This window comes from Microbacterium sp. KHB019, from assembly GCF_037285405.1.
Taxonomy (GTDB): Bacteria; Actinomycetota; Actinomycetes; order Actinomycetales; family Microbacteriaceae; genus Microbacterium.
Genome location: NZ_JBBDHF010000001.1, coordinates 110,967 through 126,440 on the forward strand (window position 1 = coordinate 110,967; position 15,474 = coordinate 126,440).

At 67.4% G+C, this 15,474-nt stretch carries 15 protein-coding genes; 14 read left to right on the forward strand and 1 reads right to left on the reverse strand.

Features of this window, described 5'->3' with window-relative positions; all coding sequences use genetic code 11:
- Window positions 1–5: 5 nt before the first annotated feature.
- Window positions 6–251, reverse strand: a complete 246-nt coding sequence (locus KHB019_RS00570; protein WP_230102985.1) for a hypothetical protein — start codon at window positions 249–251, stop codon at window positions 6–8.
- 63 nt (window positions 252–314) lie between these two features.
- On the opposite strand from KHB019_RS00570, the gene KHB019_RS00575 reads away from it, so the two are divergent.
- The 14 genes from KHB019_RS00575 to tpiA all read left to right on the forward strand — a co-directional run bounded on the left by KHB019_RS00575 (window position 315) and on the right by tpiA (window position 15,407).
- A complete protein-coding gene (locus KHB019_RS00575; protein ID WP_414684039.1) occupies window positions 315–734 on the forward strand; it encodes a MarR family winged helix-turn-helix transcriptional regulator in 420 nt (139 codons plus the stop codon).
- Window positions 735–798: 64 nt separating this feature from the next.
- A complete protein-coding gene (locus tag KHB019_RS00580) occupies window positions 799–1,485 on the forward strand; it encodes a DUF4129 domain-containing protein (RefSeq protein ID WP_325471836.1) in 687 nt (228 codons plus the stop codon).
- Entirely contained in the window at window positions 1,482–1,952 is a 471-nt protein-coding gene (locus KHB019_RS00585; protein ID WP_230102982.1) for a hypothetical protein, read from the forward strand. The genes KHB019_RS00580 and KHB019_RS00585 overlap by 4 nt, the downstream gene beginning before the upstream one ends.
- The gene (locus KHB019_RS00590) at window positions 1,949–2,914 is read left to right on the forward strand and encodes an AAA family ATPase (protein WP_337457889.1); all 966 of its coding nucleotides are present in this window, start codon (window positions 1,949–1,951) and stop codon (window positions 2,912–2,914) included. Before KHB019_RS00585 ends, KHB019_RS00590 begins: the two co-directional genes overlap by 4 nt.
- On the forward strand, window positions 2,914–4,176 hold the full coding sequence (locus KHB019_RS00595; protein WP_230102980.1) for a DUF58 domain-containing protein: 1,263 nt from the start codon (window positions 2,914–2,916) through the stop codon (window positions 4,174–4,176). Before KHB019_RS00590 ends, KHB019_RS00595 begins: the two co-directional genes overlap by 1 nt.
- Complete coding sequence (locus KHB019_RS00600; RefSeq protein ID WP_230102979.1) at window positions 4,173–4,706, forward strand: hypothetical protein; 534 nt, start codon at window positions 4,173–4,175, stop codon at window positions 4,704–4,706. The genes KHB019_RS00595 and KHB019_RS00600 overlap by 4 nt, the downstream gene beginning before the upstream one ends.
- A 46-nt stretch (window positions 4,707–4,752) precedes the next feature.
- Window positions 4,753–7,659, forward strand: coding sequence for an excinuclease ABC subunit UvrA (gene uvrA / locus KHB019_RS00605; protein WP_230102978.1), 2,907 nt, complete (start codon window positions 4,753–4,755; stop codon window positions 7,657–7,659).
- On the forward strand, window positions 7,659–9,560 hold the full coding sequence (gene uvrC / locus KHB019_RS00610; RefSeq protein ID WP_230102977.1) for an excinuclease ABC subunit UvrC: 1,902 nt from the start codon (window positions 7,659–7,661) through the stop codon (window positions 9,558–9,560). Before uvrA ends, uvrC begins: the two co-directional genes overlap by 1 nt.
- Window positions 9,561–9,589: 29 nt before the next feature.
- The gene (rapZ, locus tag KHB019_RS00615; protein ID WP_230102976.1) at window positions 9,590–10,462 is read left to right on the forward strand and encodes an RNase adapter RapZ; all 873 of its coding nucleotides are present in this window, start codon (window positions 9,590–9,592) and stop codon (window positions 10,460–10,462) included.
- Between the two features lie 70 nt (window positions 10,463–10,532).
- On the forward strand, window positions 10,533–11,510 hold the full coding sequence (gene whiA / locus KHB019_RS00620; RefSeq protein ID WP_230102975.1) for a DNA-binding protein WhiA: 978 nt from the start codon (window positions 10,533–10,535) through the stop codon (window positions 11,508–11,510).
- A gap of 161 nt (window positions 11,511–11,671) precedes the next feature.
- Window positions 11,672–12,298, forward strand: a complete 627-nt coding sequence (locus tag KHB019_RS00625) for a superoxide dismutase (protein ID WP_230102974.1) — start codon at window positions 11,672–11,674, stop codon at window positions 12,296–12,298.
- A gap of 91 nt (window positions 12,299–12,389) precedes the next feature.
- On the forward strand, window positions 12,390–13,400 hold the full coding sequence (gene gap / locus KHB019_RS00630) for a type I glyceraldehyde-3-phosphate dehydrogenase (protein ID WP_230102973.1): 1,011 nt from the start codon (window positions 12,390–12,392) through the stop codon (window positions 13,398–13,400).
- A gap of 10 nt (window positions 13,401–13,410) precedes the next feature.
- Complete coding sequence (locus KHB019_RS00635; protein ID WP_337457890.1) at window positions 13,411–14,625, forward strand: phosphoglycerate kinase; 1,215 nt, start codon at window positions 13,411–13,413, stop codon at window positions 14,623–14,625.
- Entirely contained in the window at window positions 14,616–15,407 is a 792-nt protein-coding gene (tpiA, locus tag KHB019_RS00640) for a triose-phosphate isomerase (protein WP_325472181.1), read from the forward strand. The genes KHB019_RS00635 and tpiA overlap by 10 nt, the downstream gene beginning before the upstream one ends.
- Window positions 15,408–15,474: the final 67 nt, after the last annotated feature.

A 15,474-nucleotide genomic window follows, 5' to 3' on the forward strand; every position in this document is an offset into this window, starting at 1 on the left:
GCGCGTCAGGCCGGGCAGTGCATGAGCGGCTTCGGCCCGCTCCGGTCGATCTCATGCTCCGTCATCGGCCGCCCGCACAGGGGGCAGGCGCGTTCCGCGCGCTGAGCGGCGGTCGGTGGAGGAGTCGCTTCATACGGTCCGACCGCTGCGGGCCCGGCGAGCCTGATGAGGTTCGTATTGAACCATCGGTACAGCCCGCCCGCTTCGCGGATGCGTGTGCGCAGCGGCACTCGGTCTGAACTGTTCTCCATATCCCTTAGTGTACTAAGGATTAGTGGTCTATGTATAATCGAGACGTGACTGCCACGGACGACATGCTCAAGCTCGAGAACCAACTGTGCTTCGCGCTGGTCACGGCTGCTCGCAACGTCGTCGCGATCTACCGTCCGATCCTCGAGCCGCTGGGGCTCACCCACCCGCAGTACCTCGTGATGCTCGCGCTGTGGGAAAGATCACCTCGATCGCTGAACGATCTCGCAGCTGACCTCGCGCTCGACCCCGCGACGGCATCCCCACTCGTCAAGCGCCTGGAGAAGGAGGGGCTGATCGCCCGTGAGCGCAGCAGCGCAGACGAGCGCCGACTCGACATACGCCTGACCGAGGCCGGCGCCAGCCTGCGCGAGCGCGCGATCGATGTCCCGCGTCAGGTCATGGAGGCCGTCCACATGGACATCGATCAGGTCGCGGCACTCCGCGACGGGTTATCCCCATTCGCCGGTCGCGTCGCAGTCTGATCGGCGCCGACGCCTAGGCTGAAGGCATGTCGTCTGCGCGCCCGAACTCCTCCAGGGGTCTCGGATGAAGCGGGTCGCGACCGCGGTCGGGTTGATCGGAATCTTCGTGGTCGTCATGCTGGCGGCATCCGTTCAGGGCATCCCGGTGATCACACCGCCCGACTTCCTCTCCGCAGACGGCGCCGTGTTCGACGAGCCGCAGCCCAGCGGGTCGCCGGCAGCATCGCCACCGCCGGAACAGGACTTCGATCTCGCCACCACGATCATCGGCACCATCTTCCTGATCGTCGTCATCGCGACAGTCGCTCTCATCGCGATCCTCCTCGTTCGCGCTCTGATGAGGTACTGGCGCGAACGACCGCTTCGCAGCCGGGCGGGTGGCGACGTCGATTTCGAGTCGACGGCTCAGGAAGCCGCCCAGGAGGCGGATGCCGTCGCGCCGGCGATCAGGCGGGGGATCGACGGCGCGCTGCGCTCGATCGACGCCGAGTCCACCGCTACCGACGCGATCATCGCCGCATGGGTCGGGCTGGAGGAGAGCGCGGCGGACGCGGGGATCGCCCGTGGGATGAGCGAGACACCGTCCGAGTTCGCCCTGCGGATCATCACTCGACGCGCCGGCATCACAGAAGCGGCCGGCGACCTCCTCGGACTCTACGAACGCGTCCGATTCGGCGACTACGTCGCAGGGGTGCACGACCGATCAGCGGCCCGCACGGCGCTGCAGACGATCGAGGAGGGCTGGAGATGACTCGCAGCCGCACAATCTCATCGATCGTCGTGGCCATCGTCGCGACCGCGGTTTTGGTGTTGGCCATCCGTGTCGAGCCGGGGTTCGCGATCGCGTGGGGAGTGCTCGCCGGGGTGCTCACGCTGTGCGCTCAGCTCGTGATCCCCGAGGACCCGCGAGTGGACTCTCCTCGCATCCCCGCGGAGCCCGAACGCCGTGGCACCGCGATCTCGCGGATGGCATGGTCGCTCAACACCCGCACCGGAGAGGCCGGCGAGCAGATCAAGCGGCGCGTGCGCGGCATCCTGCGCCAGCGGCTGTTGCGTCGCGACCTCGACATCGATGACCCGACGCACCGCGAACTCATCGAGACGCAGATCGGCGCCGGACTGTGGACCCGGCTGACGACCGCAGGCGCCAAGCGTCAGGACATCGAACGCGCGCTCGGCGCGATCGATGAACTCTCGCCGACCAAGGAGAAGCAATGACCGAGAACCCCACGATCGCCGACACAGGAGCGCGGATCCTGGCCGCGGTGCGCACTGTCGTCGTCGGCATGGACGACACCGTGGAGATCGCGCTGGCGACGATCCTGGCGGGTGGACACGTGCTCTTCGAGGACGTCCCAGGGCTCGGGAAGACTCTCGCGGCTCGAAGCCTGGCGTCTGCGCTCGGGCTGGACTTCCGACGGCTCCAGTGCACGCCGGACATGCTCCCTGGCGACGTCACCGGTTCATACGTCTACGCCCCGGATTCCGGTGACTTCGTGTTCCGGCCAGGACCGATCTTCACCGGACTGCTGCTGGCGGACGAGATCAACCGCACGACGCCGAAGACGCAGTCCGCGATGCTCGAGGCGATGGCAGAGCGACAGGTCACCGTCGAAGGAAACAGCTTCCCGCTGCCCGCGCCGTTCCACGTGATCGCGACGTCCAACCCGATCGAGTACGAGGGAACCTACGCCCTCCCGGAGGCGCAGCTCGACCGCTTCATGGTGCGGCTGTCCGTCGGATACCCGGAGGCAGCAGGCGAGACGCAGATCCTGCTCAATCGGATGGCACGCCAGCAGGAGCCGACGCACGTCGCCGCCGTGATCGACGCCGCGCGCCTGGTCGAGGTGCAGCAGGCCGTCGAGGCGATCCACGTGCACCCCGACATCGCGCGGTACTGCGTCGACGTCGCGGCGGCCACGCGACACGCGCAGAACGTCGCAGTGGGCGCATCGCCGCGCGGCTCGCTCGGGCTCCTTCTGCTCGGCCGTGCGCTCGCTGCGCTGGACGGTCGCGAGTACGTCCGCCCCGACGACATCAAACGCATCGCTGTGCCCGTCCTCGCGCACCGGCTGACGCTGACGCCCCAGGCCTGGGCGCAGGGCGTCAGCGCCGAGCAGATCGTCGCGAACGTCGTCGGTCAGGTACCGGTGCCGCCCACCGTGGGTGCGCCCGTCTGATGACCACCGCGACCACTCGTACACGCTGGGCACCCGCGGTCGTGATCGGCTTCTTCGGAGCGATCGCGCTCGCCGCCGCCGGGTTGGTCTTCTCGCGTGCTGACATCGTCGCGATCGGACTGCCGTTGGCGATGCTCAGCGTGGCGGCCGCGTTTCGACGGTCGGATGCTGTTCCGCTCACGGTCTCGCTCGCTCCAGAGCAGGCGACAGATGAGGGCGCGATGCTGCTCACCGAGGTGCGTGTCACGAGCGATGCAGAGCTCGCGGAGCTCGTGCTCGTTCAGGCGGAGCGGCGCACCAGGCGGATGCTCGTGCCCACTGACGGCTCGGCGACCGTCGCTCGCAGCCGTGCGCTGCACTCCGGTCCTCTAGCGGCCGTGAAGGCTTCGGCCAGAGGAGTCTCAGCCGACGGCCTGATCCTCGGCCGGCCGACTCCGGTGATCCAACAGGTCCGCAACGTCGCTCCGACGCCCATCGTGCTGCCGCACCTGCCGCTGTCACCGCGGCTCACCGGCATGCACGGCAGTCACGAGGGGCGTCGACTCGGGCAGGGCGGCGACTTCCGCGACATCCACCAGTTCGTCCCCGGCGACGAGTTGCGCCGCGTCGACTGGCGGGCCACAGCCCGGATGGCGCGCCGACCAGGCGACCTCATGGTGCGTCGGACGAACACCCTCAGCGACACGACCATGGTGATCGCCATGGACACCGCAGACGACCTCGCCACGATGGCGGCCACGTGGGGGAGCGGCGACCTCGAGCGCAGCGGCCCGACCTCGCTCGACCTGTCGAGACAGGCGGCGCGCTCGATCGCGAGGGCCGCTGTCGGCTCGGGAGACCGCGTCGCGCTGCACGTGCTCACCCACGGCGGTCGTTCCGTGCGCAGCGGTGCGGGCTCCCGTCACCTGGCACGCGTGGAGGCGGCGATCGCGGCGACGGGTGCGGCAGGGGAGGACGCGCGGTTCCGCCGCACGCCGCCGGTGCCGCACGGTTCGGTGATCTTCGTGCTCTCCACGTTCTTCGAGGGAGCGGCGTCCGATGTGTCCTTGATGTGGCGCGCCTCCGGACACCGGGTCGTCGCAGTCGACATCCTTCCCGCCCTCGATGTCGCCCGGTTGACCCGAGAGCAGCAGATCGCTCTGCGAGTGGTCCTCGCCGAACGGGAGGACGTCCTGCACGATCTGCGCGGAGCAGATGTCGATGTCGTCTCCTGGCGCGACGATCCGGCGATTGCTCTGAGCGCCGCAGGGAGGTCACGATGATGACCGAGAGCGGCCAGCGGAACGACTGGATCCGCACCGGCCCGGCACTTCCCGGTGCTGTGCTCCACTTCGTTCTGCCGCTGACCGCCGCGATCGCCGCTGTGCAACTCCTGCCAGTGCTCTGGTGGCAGGTGGCGATGGTCGGTTTCGCGGTGCTCGGGATGCTCGTCCCGCAGACGCTGGCCGGATGGCTCTCGATCGCCTGCCTGGCGATCGGGATGCTGCTGACCGAGCCGGGCGTGTGGCAGACGATGCTCGCGGTGCTCGTCGTGCATGTCATCCACGTGCTGTCATCACTGCTGCCGCTCGTGCCATGGCGAGGGCCGGTCGTGCTCGCGGCGCTTCTCCCTACGCTGCGCAGACTCCTGGTGGTGCAGCTGATCGCACAGCCGCTGACGTTCGCGGTGATGCTCGTGCAGACGTCGGGTGGCGCGACGATCGGGTGGTCCGTCCTGGTGGGCGCGGCGTGCGTCGCCGGCTTCGCCGTGCTGTTCCTGCTGCGTGCGAAGCGGCGCTCCGACCGAGCCTGAACGTCCTCTCGGCCCGAATGTCTGTGGCCCCTCGTAGACTTGTTCGGTGCCCATCGTCCCCGTCGCCACCCCAGGAAAACTCAGTGTTCGCGGTGCCCGCGTCCACAATCTCAAGAACGTCGATATCGACATCCCACGCGACTCGCTGGTCGTGTTCACCGGCCTGTCAGGGTCGGGCAAGTCGAGTCTCGCCTTCGACACGATCTTCGCCGAGGGTCAGCGCCGGTACGTCGAGTCGCTGAGCGCGTATGCACGACAGTTCCTCGGTCAGGTCGATCGGCCGGATGTGGACTTCATCGAGGGTCTGAGCCCCGCCGTCTCCATCGACCAGAAGTCGACGAACCGCAACCCGCGGTCGACCGTTGGCACGATCACCGAGATCTACGACTACATGCGCCTGCTCTGGGCGCGCATCGGCATCCCGCACTGTCCGCAGTGCGGTGAGCGCATCCAGCGTCAGACCGTGCAGCAGATCGCTGACCAGCTCATGGAACTGCCCGAGCGCACCAGGTACCAGATCGTCGCCCCCATCGTCTCGCAGAAGAAGGGCGAGTTCGTCGACCTGTTCCGCGAGCTGGGTGCGAAGGGCTACTCGCGTGCGATCGTCGATGGCGACCTCATCCAGCTCTCCGAGCCGCCGACGCTGAAGAAGAGCTACAAGCACGACATCGCGGTCGTCGTCGATCGCCTCGTGGCGTCCGACGACATCCTCAGCCGCGTCACCGATTCGGTCGAGACCGCGCTCGGACTCGCGGGCGGCGTGGTGCAGGTGAACTTCGTCGATGAAGAGGGCGACGACGCCTGGCAGTCCTTCTCCGAGAAACTCGCCTGCCCGAACGGGCATCCGATCACACTCACTGAGATCGAGCCGCGCACGTTCTCGTTCAACGCGCCCTTCGGAGCGTGCCCCACCTGCTCGGGTCTGGGCACGCGGATGTCGGTCGACGTCGATCTCATGCTCGCCGACGAGGAGCTCTCGATCCGCGAGGGAGCGATCATCCCGTGGACGACGCAGGGCAAGGGGCTGTTCCAGTACTACGAGCGTCTGCTCGAAGGACTCGCGCGTGACCTGAAGTTCTCGCTCGACACGCCATGGAAGGACCTGCGAGTCGACGTGCAGGATGCCGTGCTGCGCGGTGACAACTACAAGGTCACGGTGAAGTGGAAGAACCGCTACGGCCGCGAGATGCGCTACGCATCGGGCTTCGAGGGCGTCGTGCCGTACATCGAGCGGCAGTACGCCCAGGCAGAGAGCGACAACCAGCGTGCGCGCTGGGCGGAGTACCTGCGCGAGGTGCCGTGCCCGGTGTGCGACGGCAACCGCCTGAAGCCCGAGGTTCTCGCGGTCAAGGTGCACGGCCACTCGATCGCCGAGGTCTCTCATCTGAGCCTCGGTGACGCCCGCGATTTCATGGAGAAGCTCAAGCTCAGCGACCGTGAGGCGAAGATCGCCGCTCAGGTGCTGCGCGAGATCCGTCTCCGGCTCGACTTCCTGCTTCAGGTCGGGCTCAACTACCTGAACCTCAGCCGGTCCGCAGGATCCCTGTCCGGTGGCGAGGCGCAGCGCATCCGCCTGGCGACGCAGATCGGGTCCGGCCTCACGGGCGTCCTGTACGTCCTCGACGAGCCCTCGATCGGACTCCACCAGCGCGACAACCGTCGCCTCATCGAGACGCTGCAGAAGCTGCGCGACCTCGGCAACACTCTGATCGTCGTCGAACACGATGAGGAGACGATCGAAGCGGCCGACTGGGTCGTCGACATCGGTCCCGGTGCCGGTGTGAACGGCGGCGGAGTGGTGCACTCCGGGCCCTATTCCGCGCTGCTCGGCGATACCGAGTCCATGACGGGCGACTACCTCTCCGGTCGTCGTGCGATCCCGACGCCGAAGAAGCGCCGCAAGATCGACAAGAAGCGTCAGCTCACCGTGGTCGGCGCTCGCGAGAACAACCTGAAGAACGTCACGGCCGAGTTCCCCCTCGGAGTGCTCACGGCTGTGACGGGCGTCAGCGGCTCAGGCAAGTCTTCGCTCGTGAACGACATCCTCTACCGCGTCCTGGCATCCAAGCTCAACGGCGCCCGCACCCTCGCGGGCAAGCACACCCGTGTCACCGGGCTCGACAACCTCGACAAGGTCGTGCACGTCGACCAGGCGCCGATCGGCCGCACTCCGCGGTCGAACCCGGCCACGTACACCGGCGTGTTCGACCGGATCCGCTCGCTGTTCGCCGAGACGCCGGAGGCGAAGGTGCGCGGCTATCAGCCCGGTCGCTTCAGCTTCAACGTGAAGGGCGGCCGCTGCGAGGCGTGCTCCGGCGACGGCACGATCAAGATCGAGATGAACTTCCTGCCCGACGTGTACGTCGACTGCGAGGTCTGCCACGGCAAGCGGTACAACCGCGACACGCTGGCCGTGCACTACAAGGGCAAGAACATCGCCGACGTGCTCGAGATGCCGATCGAAGAGGCGGCCGAGTTCTTCGAACCGATCCAGGCGATCCACCGCTACATGAAGACGCTCGTCGACGTCGGCCTCGGCTACGTCCGTCTCGGACAGTCGGCGACCACGCTCTCCGGAGGCGAGGCGCAGCGCGTCAAGCTCGCGACCGAGCTCCAGCGGCGCAGCAACGGCCGCAGCGTCTACGTGCTCGACGAGCCGACGACGGGTCTGCACTTCGAAGACGTCCGCAAGCTCCTCGAGGTTCTGGGCGGCCTCGTCGACAAGGGCAACACCGTGATCGTCATCGAGCACAACCTCGACGTCATCAAGTCGGCGGACTGGGTCATCGACCTCGGCCCCGAGGGCGGCTCCGGCGGCGGAGAGATCCTCGCCACGGGCACCCCGGAGCAGATCGCGCGCGTCGAGGACAGTCACACCGGGCTGTTCCTCGCAGAGATCCTCGGGGAGGGGCGCGGAGCTCAGGAATCGGGAGAGAAGCGCAAGGCCAGCTGATGGCCGACGTCCTCCCGTACAAGCCGAAGCAGGGCGAGATCCCGACCGCGCCCGGCGTCTACCGGTTCCTGGATGCGCAGGGGCGAGTGCTCTACGTCGGCAAGGCGAAAAGCCTCCGGCAGCGGCTGTCGAACTACTTCGCGCCGCTGCGCACCCTGCACGAGCGCACGCGGCGGATGGTGACGACGGCGGCATCGGTCGAATGGACCGTCGTTCCCACTGACGTCGACTCCCTGCAGCTCGAGTACATGTGGATCAAGGAGTTCGATCCGCCCTTCAACGTCCGATACAAGGACGACAAGTCGTACCCGTTCATGGCGATCACGCTCGGTGACGAGGCGCCGCGGGTCATCGTCACGCGCAACAGGAAGATTCCCGGCGCACGGTACTTCGGGCCCTACCCGAAGGTGTGGGCGGTGCACGAGACGATCGACCTGATGATCAAGGCATTCCCGATCCGCACCTGCAGCGATGCGAGCTACAAGCGCGCCATGGCTACCGGGCGCCCGTGCTTCCCTGGACAGATCGGAAAATGCGGTGGGCCGTGCTCGATGACCGTGACCATCGAGGAGCACAGGGCGATCGTCGACGATTTCGTGGCGTTCATGGCCGGAGGCGACGAGCGCTTCACCAAGGAGCTCACGGCACGGATGCTCTCGGCCTCGGCCGCGATGGACTACGAGGCCGCCGCGAAGTACCGTGATCAGCTCGCGTCGATCGACGCCGTCCTCGGCAAGAGCGCGCTCGTGCTGCCGGCGGATGAGGATGCCGATCTCTTCGGCATCGCCGAGGATGAGCTCTCAGCAGCGGTGCAGCACTTCTCGATCCGCGGCGGTCGAGTCCGTGGAGTGCGTGCGACCACGATCGAGAAGGAGATCGACATCTCCGGGGCCGACCTCGTCGACCAGGTCCTGCAGCGAGCCTACGGCGAGGGCGTCGATGTGCCGCGCCGGGTGCTGGTGCCTTCGCTCCCCGACGACGCGGCGGAGCTCGAGGTGTGGCTGCAGGAGCGACGCGGCCGCAGAGTCGAGATCGCGGTCGCGCAGCGAGGACAGCGCGCCGAGCTCATGCGCACAGCCACGCTCAACGCGCAGCAGGCCCTGATCCGGCACAAGACCCGCCGCACCAGTGATTACGTCGCCCGCACCCAGGCGCTGACCGATCTGCAGGAAGCGCTCGATCTCGAGACGGCGCCACTGCGCATCGAGTGCTTCGACATCTCGCACCTCGGCGGCACGAACGTGGTCGCCTCGATGGTCGTGTTCGAAGACGGGCTGCCGCGAAAAGACCAGTACCGCTCGTTCAACATCGCCGAGACCACCGATGACACCGATTCGATGTACCAGGTGCTCATGCGCAGACTGGCCTACCTCGACCGGCCGGAGGAGGCCGACCCGGAACCCGCCGTCGTCACGGATCCGGTCGCCGAGGGCGAGGTCGTGACGACCCGAAAGCGGCCCCGGTTCTCATACCCGCCGCAGCTGCTGCTCGTCGACGGCGGCAAGCCGCAGGTCGAAGCGGCCGCGCGCGCCCTGCGCGACTCCGGTCATACCGAGATCGGTCTGTGCGGCATCGCCAAGCGGCTGGAGGAGGTGTGGATTCCGGGGGATGACTTCCCGGTCATCCTGCCGCGAACGAGCGAGGCCCTGTACCTGCTCCAGCGACTGCGGGACGAGGCGCACCGCTTCGCGATCACACATCAGCGCAAGCGTCGCCGCCGCGACATCTCCTCTGTGCTCGAAGAGGTTCCGGGGCTGGGGGCATCACGCATCAAGGCGCTCTTGAAGCACTTCGGCTCGGTCGCCGCGCTCAAGGGGGCGACGTCAGAGCAGATCCAGGAGGTCCCCGGCATCGGGCCGGCCCTGGCGCTCAGCATCCACACGCACCTCGTGAATGGATAGGCTGGACTCCACAGGAAGAGGGAGTACCGATGACCACCGAGGAGAAGAACGAATTCCTCATCGTCACCGGCATGTCCGGTGCTGGACGATCCACCGTCGCCAACGCGCTCGAGGACCTCGGCTGGTACGTGGTCGACAATCTTCCGCCGCAGATGCTCCGTCCGCTGCTCGACCTCACCGACATCGGCGGCGGGGCTCTTCCGAAGGTTGCTGCCGTCGTCGACGTCCGCGGTCGCAACCTGTTCAACGACTTCCCCGAAGTCGCCAGAGCGCTGCGCTCCCGTGGCAGCGTGCGGGTGGTGTTCCTCGACGCATCCGACGATGTCCTCGTGCGCAGGTTCGAGTCGGTCCGACGGCCGCACCCCTTGCAGGAGGACGGCACCCTGCTCGACGGCATCAGACTCGAGCGTTCGCGACTCACGCTCGTGCGCGAAGCCGCGGACATCGTCATCGACACGTCGTCGCTCAACATCCATCAGCTGGCGACGCAGGTCTCCGAGACCTTCTCGGAGGAGGGGGCCGCCCGACACCGGCTGACCATCCTCAGCTTCGGCTTCAAGTACGGGCTCCCGACCGACGTGGATCTCGTCGCCGATATGCGGTTCCTTCCCAACCCGTACTGGAACGACGACCTGCGCGGCTTCACCGGACAGGACGCGCAGGTGCGCGACTACGTGCTCTCTCAGGAGGGGGCGACCGAGTTCCTCGAGGCGTACGCAACGGCTCTGGTGCCGGTTCTCGAGGGATACCAGCGCGAGAACAAGGGGCACTCGACCGTGGCGATCGGATGCACCGGCGGGAAGCACCGTTCTGTCGCGATGGCGGAGGAGCTCGCGAAGCGACTCTCGAAGATCCCCGGGGTCGCGGTGAGCGTGCGGCACCGGGATCTCGGTCGGGAGTAGGCCGGGGCATCGCGGCCGGTAAACTGATTCTTTGCGTCGCGATCGACGCGCGAAGCTTCCAAGGAGTCCCGTGGCACTTACCACCGATGTCAAGGCTGAGCTCGTCAGCATCCGCAACGCACCGCCGACGGTGCGTGTCGCCGAGGTCACCGCGATCCTCCGGTTCGCCGGGGGACTCCACTCCATCGCCGGCCGCGTGGCGGTCGAGGCTGAAGTCGACGCGGATCTGCTGGCTCGCCGGGTCGCTCGAGACCTGGCAGAGATCTACGGTGTCCGGCCCGAGATCGCCCAGGTCCAGTCCGCGAGCTCGCACGACGGAGCCCGGTACGCCGTCCGCGTCATCAGCGCGGGGGAGACGCTGGCCCGCCAGACCGGCCTGCTCGATCAGCGCCGACGTCCGGTCCGCGGACTGCCCAACCGACTCACCACCGGTTCACGGGAGGAGATCGCCGGCCTGTGGCGCGGTGCGTTCCTCGCCGCCGGGTCGCTGTCCGAGCCCGGTCGCTCTGCGATGCTCGAAGTGTCCTGCCCGAGCTCCGAGGCCGCCATGGCGCTCGTCGGCGCAGCCCACCGCCTCGGCGTCGCGGCCAAGGCCCGCGAGGTCAGGGGAATGCCGCGCGTCGTCGTTCGCGACGGAGAGGCGATCCGCTCGATCCTCGCGCAGATGGGCGCCCAGAAGACGGCTGCCGCGTGGGAGGAGATGCGCCAGCGCCGAGAGGTTCGCGCCGGCGTCAACCGCCTGGTCAACTTCGACGACGCGAACCTCCGCCGCTCGGCGCAGGCCGCTGTCGCCGCGTGCGCTCGTGTCGAGCGGGCCCTGGAGATCCTCGGCGAGACCGTCCCCGATCACCTGCGCATGGCGGGTGAGCTGCGACTCTCGCACCGCGACGCCAGCCTCGACGAACTCGGACACCATGCGGACCCGCCGCTGACGAAGGATGCCGTCGCCGGCCGCATCCGTCGGCTGCTCGCCATGGCGGACAAGCGTGCGCAGCAGGACGGCATCCCCGGCACGGAGTCGGCGGTGCCCGCCGGCCTCGACGTCTGAATCCCGGGTCTTCCTCGCAGCACGATCCGTCATCCGCGGAAGCATCTTGGCCGCACTTGCGTTGTCGTCAGTAGGATGAAGAAGTCTGCTCCGCGCCGCATTCGGGTGGCGCGGAGGAACCGACAAGCGCCGCGGCGCGGCGCGGATTGGATGAAAGCGACATGGCTACCTACACGCTCCCCGACCTCCCCTACGACTTCGCGGCGCTGGAACCGCACATCAGCGGCAAGATCATGGAGCTGCACCACGACAAGCACCATGCCGCCTACGTGACCGGTGCGAACGCGGCACTGGACGGCCTGGCGGAGGCTCGTGAGAGCGGCAACCTCGCGAACGTCAACAAGCTCGAGAAGGACCTCGCGTTCAACCTCGGCGGTCACGTCAACCACTCGATCTTCTGGACGAACCTCTCGCCGAACGGCGGCGGAGAGCCGGAGGGTGAGCTGAAGGCCGCGATCGACGAGTTCTTCGGATCGTTCGACAAGTTCCAGGCGCACTTCACCGCCGCAGCCACCGGTATCCAGGGATCGGGCTGGGCGGTCCTCAGTTGGGACTCGATCGGCGAGCGTCTGATCATCCAGCAGCTGTTCGACCAGCAGGCGAACACCGCTCAGGGCACGATTCCGCTGTTCCAGCTCGACATGTGGGAGCACGCCTTCTACCTCGACTACCTCAACGTGAAGGCCGACTACGTCAAGGCGGCGTGGAACATCGCCAACTGGGAGAACGTCGCCCAGCGCCTCGACGTCGCCCGCAAGCAGACGAACGGCCTGCTGGTACTGTCGTAATCGGGTTGCGTCCCGACGGGCCTCGCGCTCGTCGGGACGCCATCTCAGCCAAGAAAACTGCGCATCGCGCACGACAAACAGGGAGACCTTAGTGTCTGTCAAGATCGGCATCAACGGCTTCGGCCGTATCGGACGCAACTACTTCCGCGCGGCTCTCGCGCAGGGAGCTGACCTCGAGATCGTCGCGGTGAATGACCTCACCGACAACAAGACGCTCGCGCATCTTCTGAAGTACGACTCGGTCGGAGGCGTCCTCGACGCGGAGATCAGCTACGACGATGACAGCATCACCGTAGGCGGCAAGCAGATCAAGGCGTTCGCCGAGCGCGACCCCGCCGGCCTCCCGTGGGGCGAGCTGGGCGTCGACATCGTCATCGAGTCCACCGGCTTCTTCACCAAGGCCGAGGCCGCCAAGAAGCACATCGATGCAGGCGCCAAGAAGGTCCTCATCTCGGCACCGGGCACCGGCGTCGACGCGACCTTCGTGATGGGTGTGAACGAGGACAGCTACGACCCGGCCTCGCACCACATCATCTCGAACGCCTCGTGCACCACCAACTGCCTCGCGCCGCTGGCCAAGGTCTTCAACGACGCGTTCGGCATCGACCGCGGCTTCATGATGACCGCCCACGCCTACACCGCGGACCAGAATCTGCAGGACGGCCCGCACGGCGACCTGCGTCGCGCGCGTGCCGCCGCGATCAACATCGTCCCGGCCTCCACGGGTGCAGCCAAGGCCATCGGCGAGGTGCTCCCGGAGCTCAACGGCAAGCTCAGCGGCTCGTCGTACCGCGTTCCGGTTCCCACCGGCTCGATCGTCGACCTGACCCTGGTCACCGACCGGGAGAACCTCACCGTCGAAGAGGTCAACGAGGCGTACAAGAAGGCAGCGGCCGACGGTCGCCTGGCCGGCTACCTCCAGTACAACGAGGACCAGATCGTCTCGAGCGACATCGTGCACAACGCGCACTCGTCGATCTTCGACTCGACGCTGACCAATGTCAGCGGCAACCTGGTCAAGGTCTCCAGCTGGTACGACAACGAGTGGGGCTACTCCAACCGTCTCGTCGACCTGACCGAGTACGTCGCAGAGCGTCTCTGAGATATTCGTCATGACCCTGCGCACCCTGGAATCACTGGGTTCGCTCGAGGGCAAGCGCGTCATCGTCCGTTGTGATCTGAACGTCCCCCTGAAGGACGGCGTCATAACGGACGATGGTCGTGTACGCGCCTCGTTGCCGACTCTGAAGACGCTCATCGAAGCCGGCGCGCGCGTCGTCGTCTGCTCGCACCTCGGACGCCCCGACGGTGCACCCGACCCGCAGTACAGCCTCGAGCCCGTCGCGAAGCGGCTTTCCGAGCTGCTCGACCAGCCGGTCGCCTTCGCATCGGACACGGTCGGCGAGTCTGCGCGCGGCGCGGTCGCCGAGCTCGGCGACGGCGAGGTCGTCGTGATCGAGAACCTGCGTTTCAACGCGGGGGAGACGGCGAAGGATGACGACGCCCGCAGGGCATTCGCCGGCGAGCTCGCCGCGCTCGGCGACGCTCTCGTGTCCGACGGCTTCGGCGTCGTGCACCGCAAGCAGGCGAGCGTCTACGAACTGGCGGAGATCCTGCCCTCGGCCGCCGGTCTTCTGATCGCGACCGAGCTGGACGTGCTCGACCGTCTCACCGAGAACCCGGAGCGCCCCTACACGGTCGTCCTCGGCGGCTCGAAGGTCAGCGACAAGCTCGGCGTCATCTCGCACCTGCTGCCCCGGGTCGACCGGATCCTCGTCGGCGGGGGGATGCTGTTCACGTTCCTCGCAGCGCAGGGCCACGCCGTCGCATCCAGCCTGCTCGAGAAGGACCAGCTCGACACCGTTCGCGGATACCTCACCGAGGCCGCGGAGCGCGGCGTCGAGATCGTGCTTCCGACGGACGTGGTCGTCGCCGAGTCGTTCTCAGCGGATGCCGCGCACGAGATCGTCGCAGCGGATGCCATCGAGCAGTCCTCGTTCGGCGCATCCGGAATCGGACTCGACATCGGTCCGGACACCGCGGCGGCGTTCGCAGATGCGATCCGCAGCTCGAAGACCGTCTTCTGGAACGGTCCGATGGGCGTTTTCGAGTTCCCCGCGTTCGCGGCAGGGACCAAGGCCGTCGCACAGGCGCTCACCGAGGTCGACGGCCTCGGCGTCGTCGGCGGCGGCGACTCGGCTGCTGCCGTGCGTCAGCTCGGCTTCACCGATGACCAGTTCGGTCACATCTCGACGGGCGGGGGCGCGAGCCTCGAGTTCCTCGAGGGCAAGAAACTACCCGGCCTGGAGGTGCTCGGATGGGCATAAGCGCTCGTACCCCGCTGATCGCGGGCAACTGGAAGATGAACCTCGATCACCTGCAGGCGGTCGCGTTCGTGCAGAAGCTGCACTGGGCGCTCAAGGACGCCAAGCACGAGGACGGCTCTGTCGAGGTGGCGGTCTTCCCACCGTTCACCGACATCCGCAGCGTGCAGACACTGATCGATGCTGACAAGATCCCGTTCGCGCTCGGCGCGCAGGACCTGTCTGCGCACGATTCCGGTGCCTACACCGGTGAGGTGTCCGGTGCGTTCCTCGCGAAACTCGACGCGAAGTACGTCATCATCGGCCACTCGGAGCGTCGTGAGTACCACGCCGAGTCCGACGACGTCGTGGCGGCGAAGGTCCAGGCGGCGCTCAAGAACGGTCTCGTGCCGGTGATCTGCGTCGGCGAGACGGCGGAGGACCTCAAGGAGTTCGGCGCGAGCGCGGTTCCGGCTGGTCAACTCGAGGCGGCGCTCAAGGGCGTCCCGGCATCCGCCGACATCGTCGTCGCCTACGAGCCCGTCTGGGCCATCGGCTCCGGCCAGGCGGCGACGCCGCAGCAGGCGCAGGACGTCTGCGCAGCGCTTCGCGGCGTGCTGGCCAAGGCCCTGGATGAGGATGCGGCTGCGCGCACCCGAATCCTGTACGGCGGCTCTGTGAAGGCGGCGAACATCGCCAGCTTCATGCGCGAGCCCGATGTGGACGGCGCACTGGTCGGCGGGGCGAGCCTCGTGGTCGACGACTTCGCCGCGATCATCCGGTTCGAGAAGCACGTCGGCGTCTGAGCGGCGACGGGGCTGCGGCCCCGTCACCCCGTATACTTGACGTTCACGGGCACTCCCAGGCCCAATC

Excerpts from the sequence above, each read along its gene's own strand:
- KHB019_RS00590 (WP_337457889.1), top strand. The coding sequence starts at position 1,949 with ATGACCGAGAACCCCACGATCGCCGACACAGGAGCGCGGATCCTGGCC.
- uvrC (WP_230102977.1), top strand. The coding sequence starts at position 7,659 with ATGGCCGACGTCCTCCCGTACAAGCCGAAGCAGGGCGAGATCCCGACC.
- KHB019_RS00585 (WP_230102982.1), top strand. The coding sequence starts at position 1,482 with ATGACTCGCAGCCGCACAATCTCATCGATCGTCGTGGCCATCGTCGCG.
- KHB019_RS00635 (WP_337457890.1), top strand. The coding sequence starts at position 13,411 with ATGACCCTGCGCACCCTGGAATCACTGGGTTCGCTCGAGGGCAAGCGC.
- KHB019_RS00580 (WP_325471836.1), top strand. The coding sequence starts at position 799 with ATGAAGCGGGTCGCGACCGCGGTCGGGTTGATCGGAATCTTCGTGGTC.
- rapZ (WP_230102976.1), top strand. The coding sequence starts at position 9,590 with ATGACCACCGAGGAGAAGAACGAATTCCTCATCGTCACCGGCATGTCC.
- KHB019_RS00595 (WP_230102980.1), top strand. The coding sequence starts at position 2,914 with ATGACCACCGCGACCACTCGTACACGCTGGGCACCCGCGGTCGTGATC.
- tpiA (WP_325472181.1), top strand. The coding sequence starts at position 14,616 with ATGGGCATAAGCGCTCGTACCCCGCTGATCGCGGGCAACTGGAAGATG.
- KHB019_RS00600 (WP_230102979.1), top strand. The coding sequence starts at position 4,173 with ATGATGACCGAGAGCGGCCAGCGGAACGACTGGATCCGCACCGGCCCG.
- KHB019_RS00570 (WP_230102985.1), bottom strand. The coding sequence starts at position 251 with ATGGAGAACAGTTCAGACCGAGTGCCGCTGCGCACACGCATCCGCGAA.
- KHB019_RS00625 (WP_230102974.1), top strand. The coding sequence starts at position 11,672 with ATGGCTACCTACACGCTCCCCGACCTCCCCTACGACTTCGCGGCGCTG.
- KHB019_RS00575 (WP_414684039.1), top strand. The coding sequence starts at position 315 with ATGCTCAAGCTCGAGAACCAACTGTGCTTCGCGCTGGTCACGGCTGCT.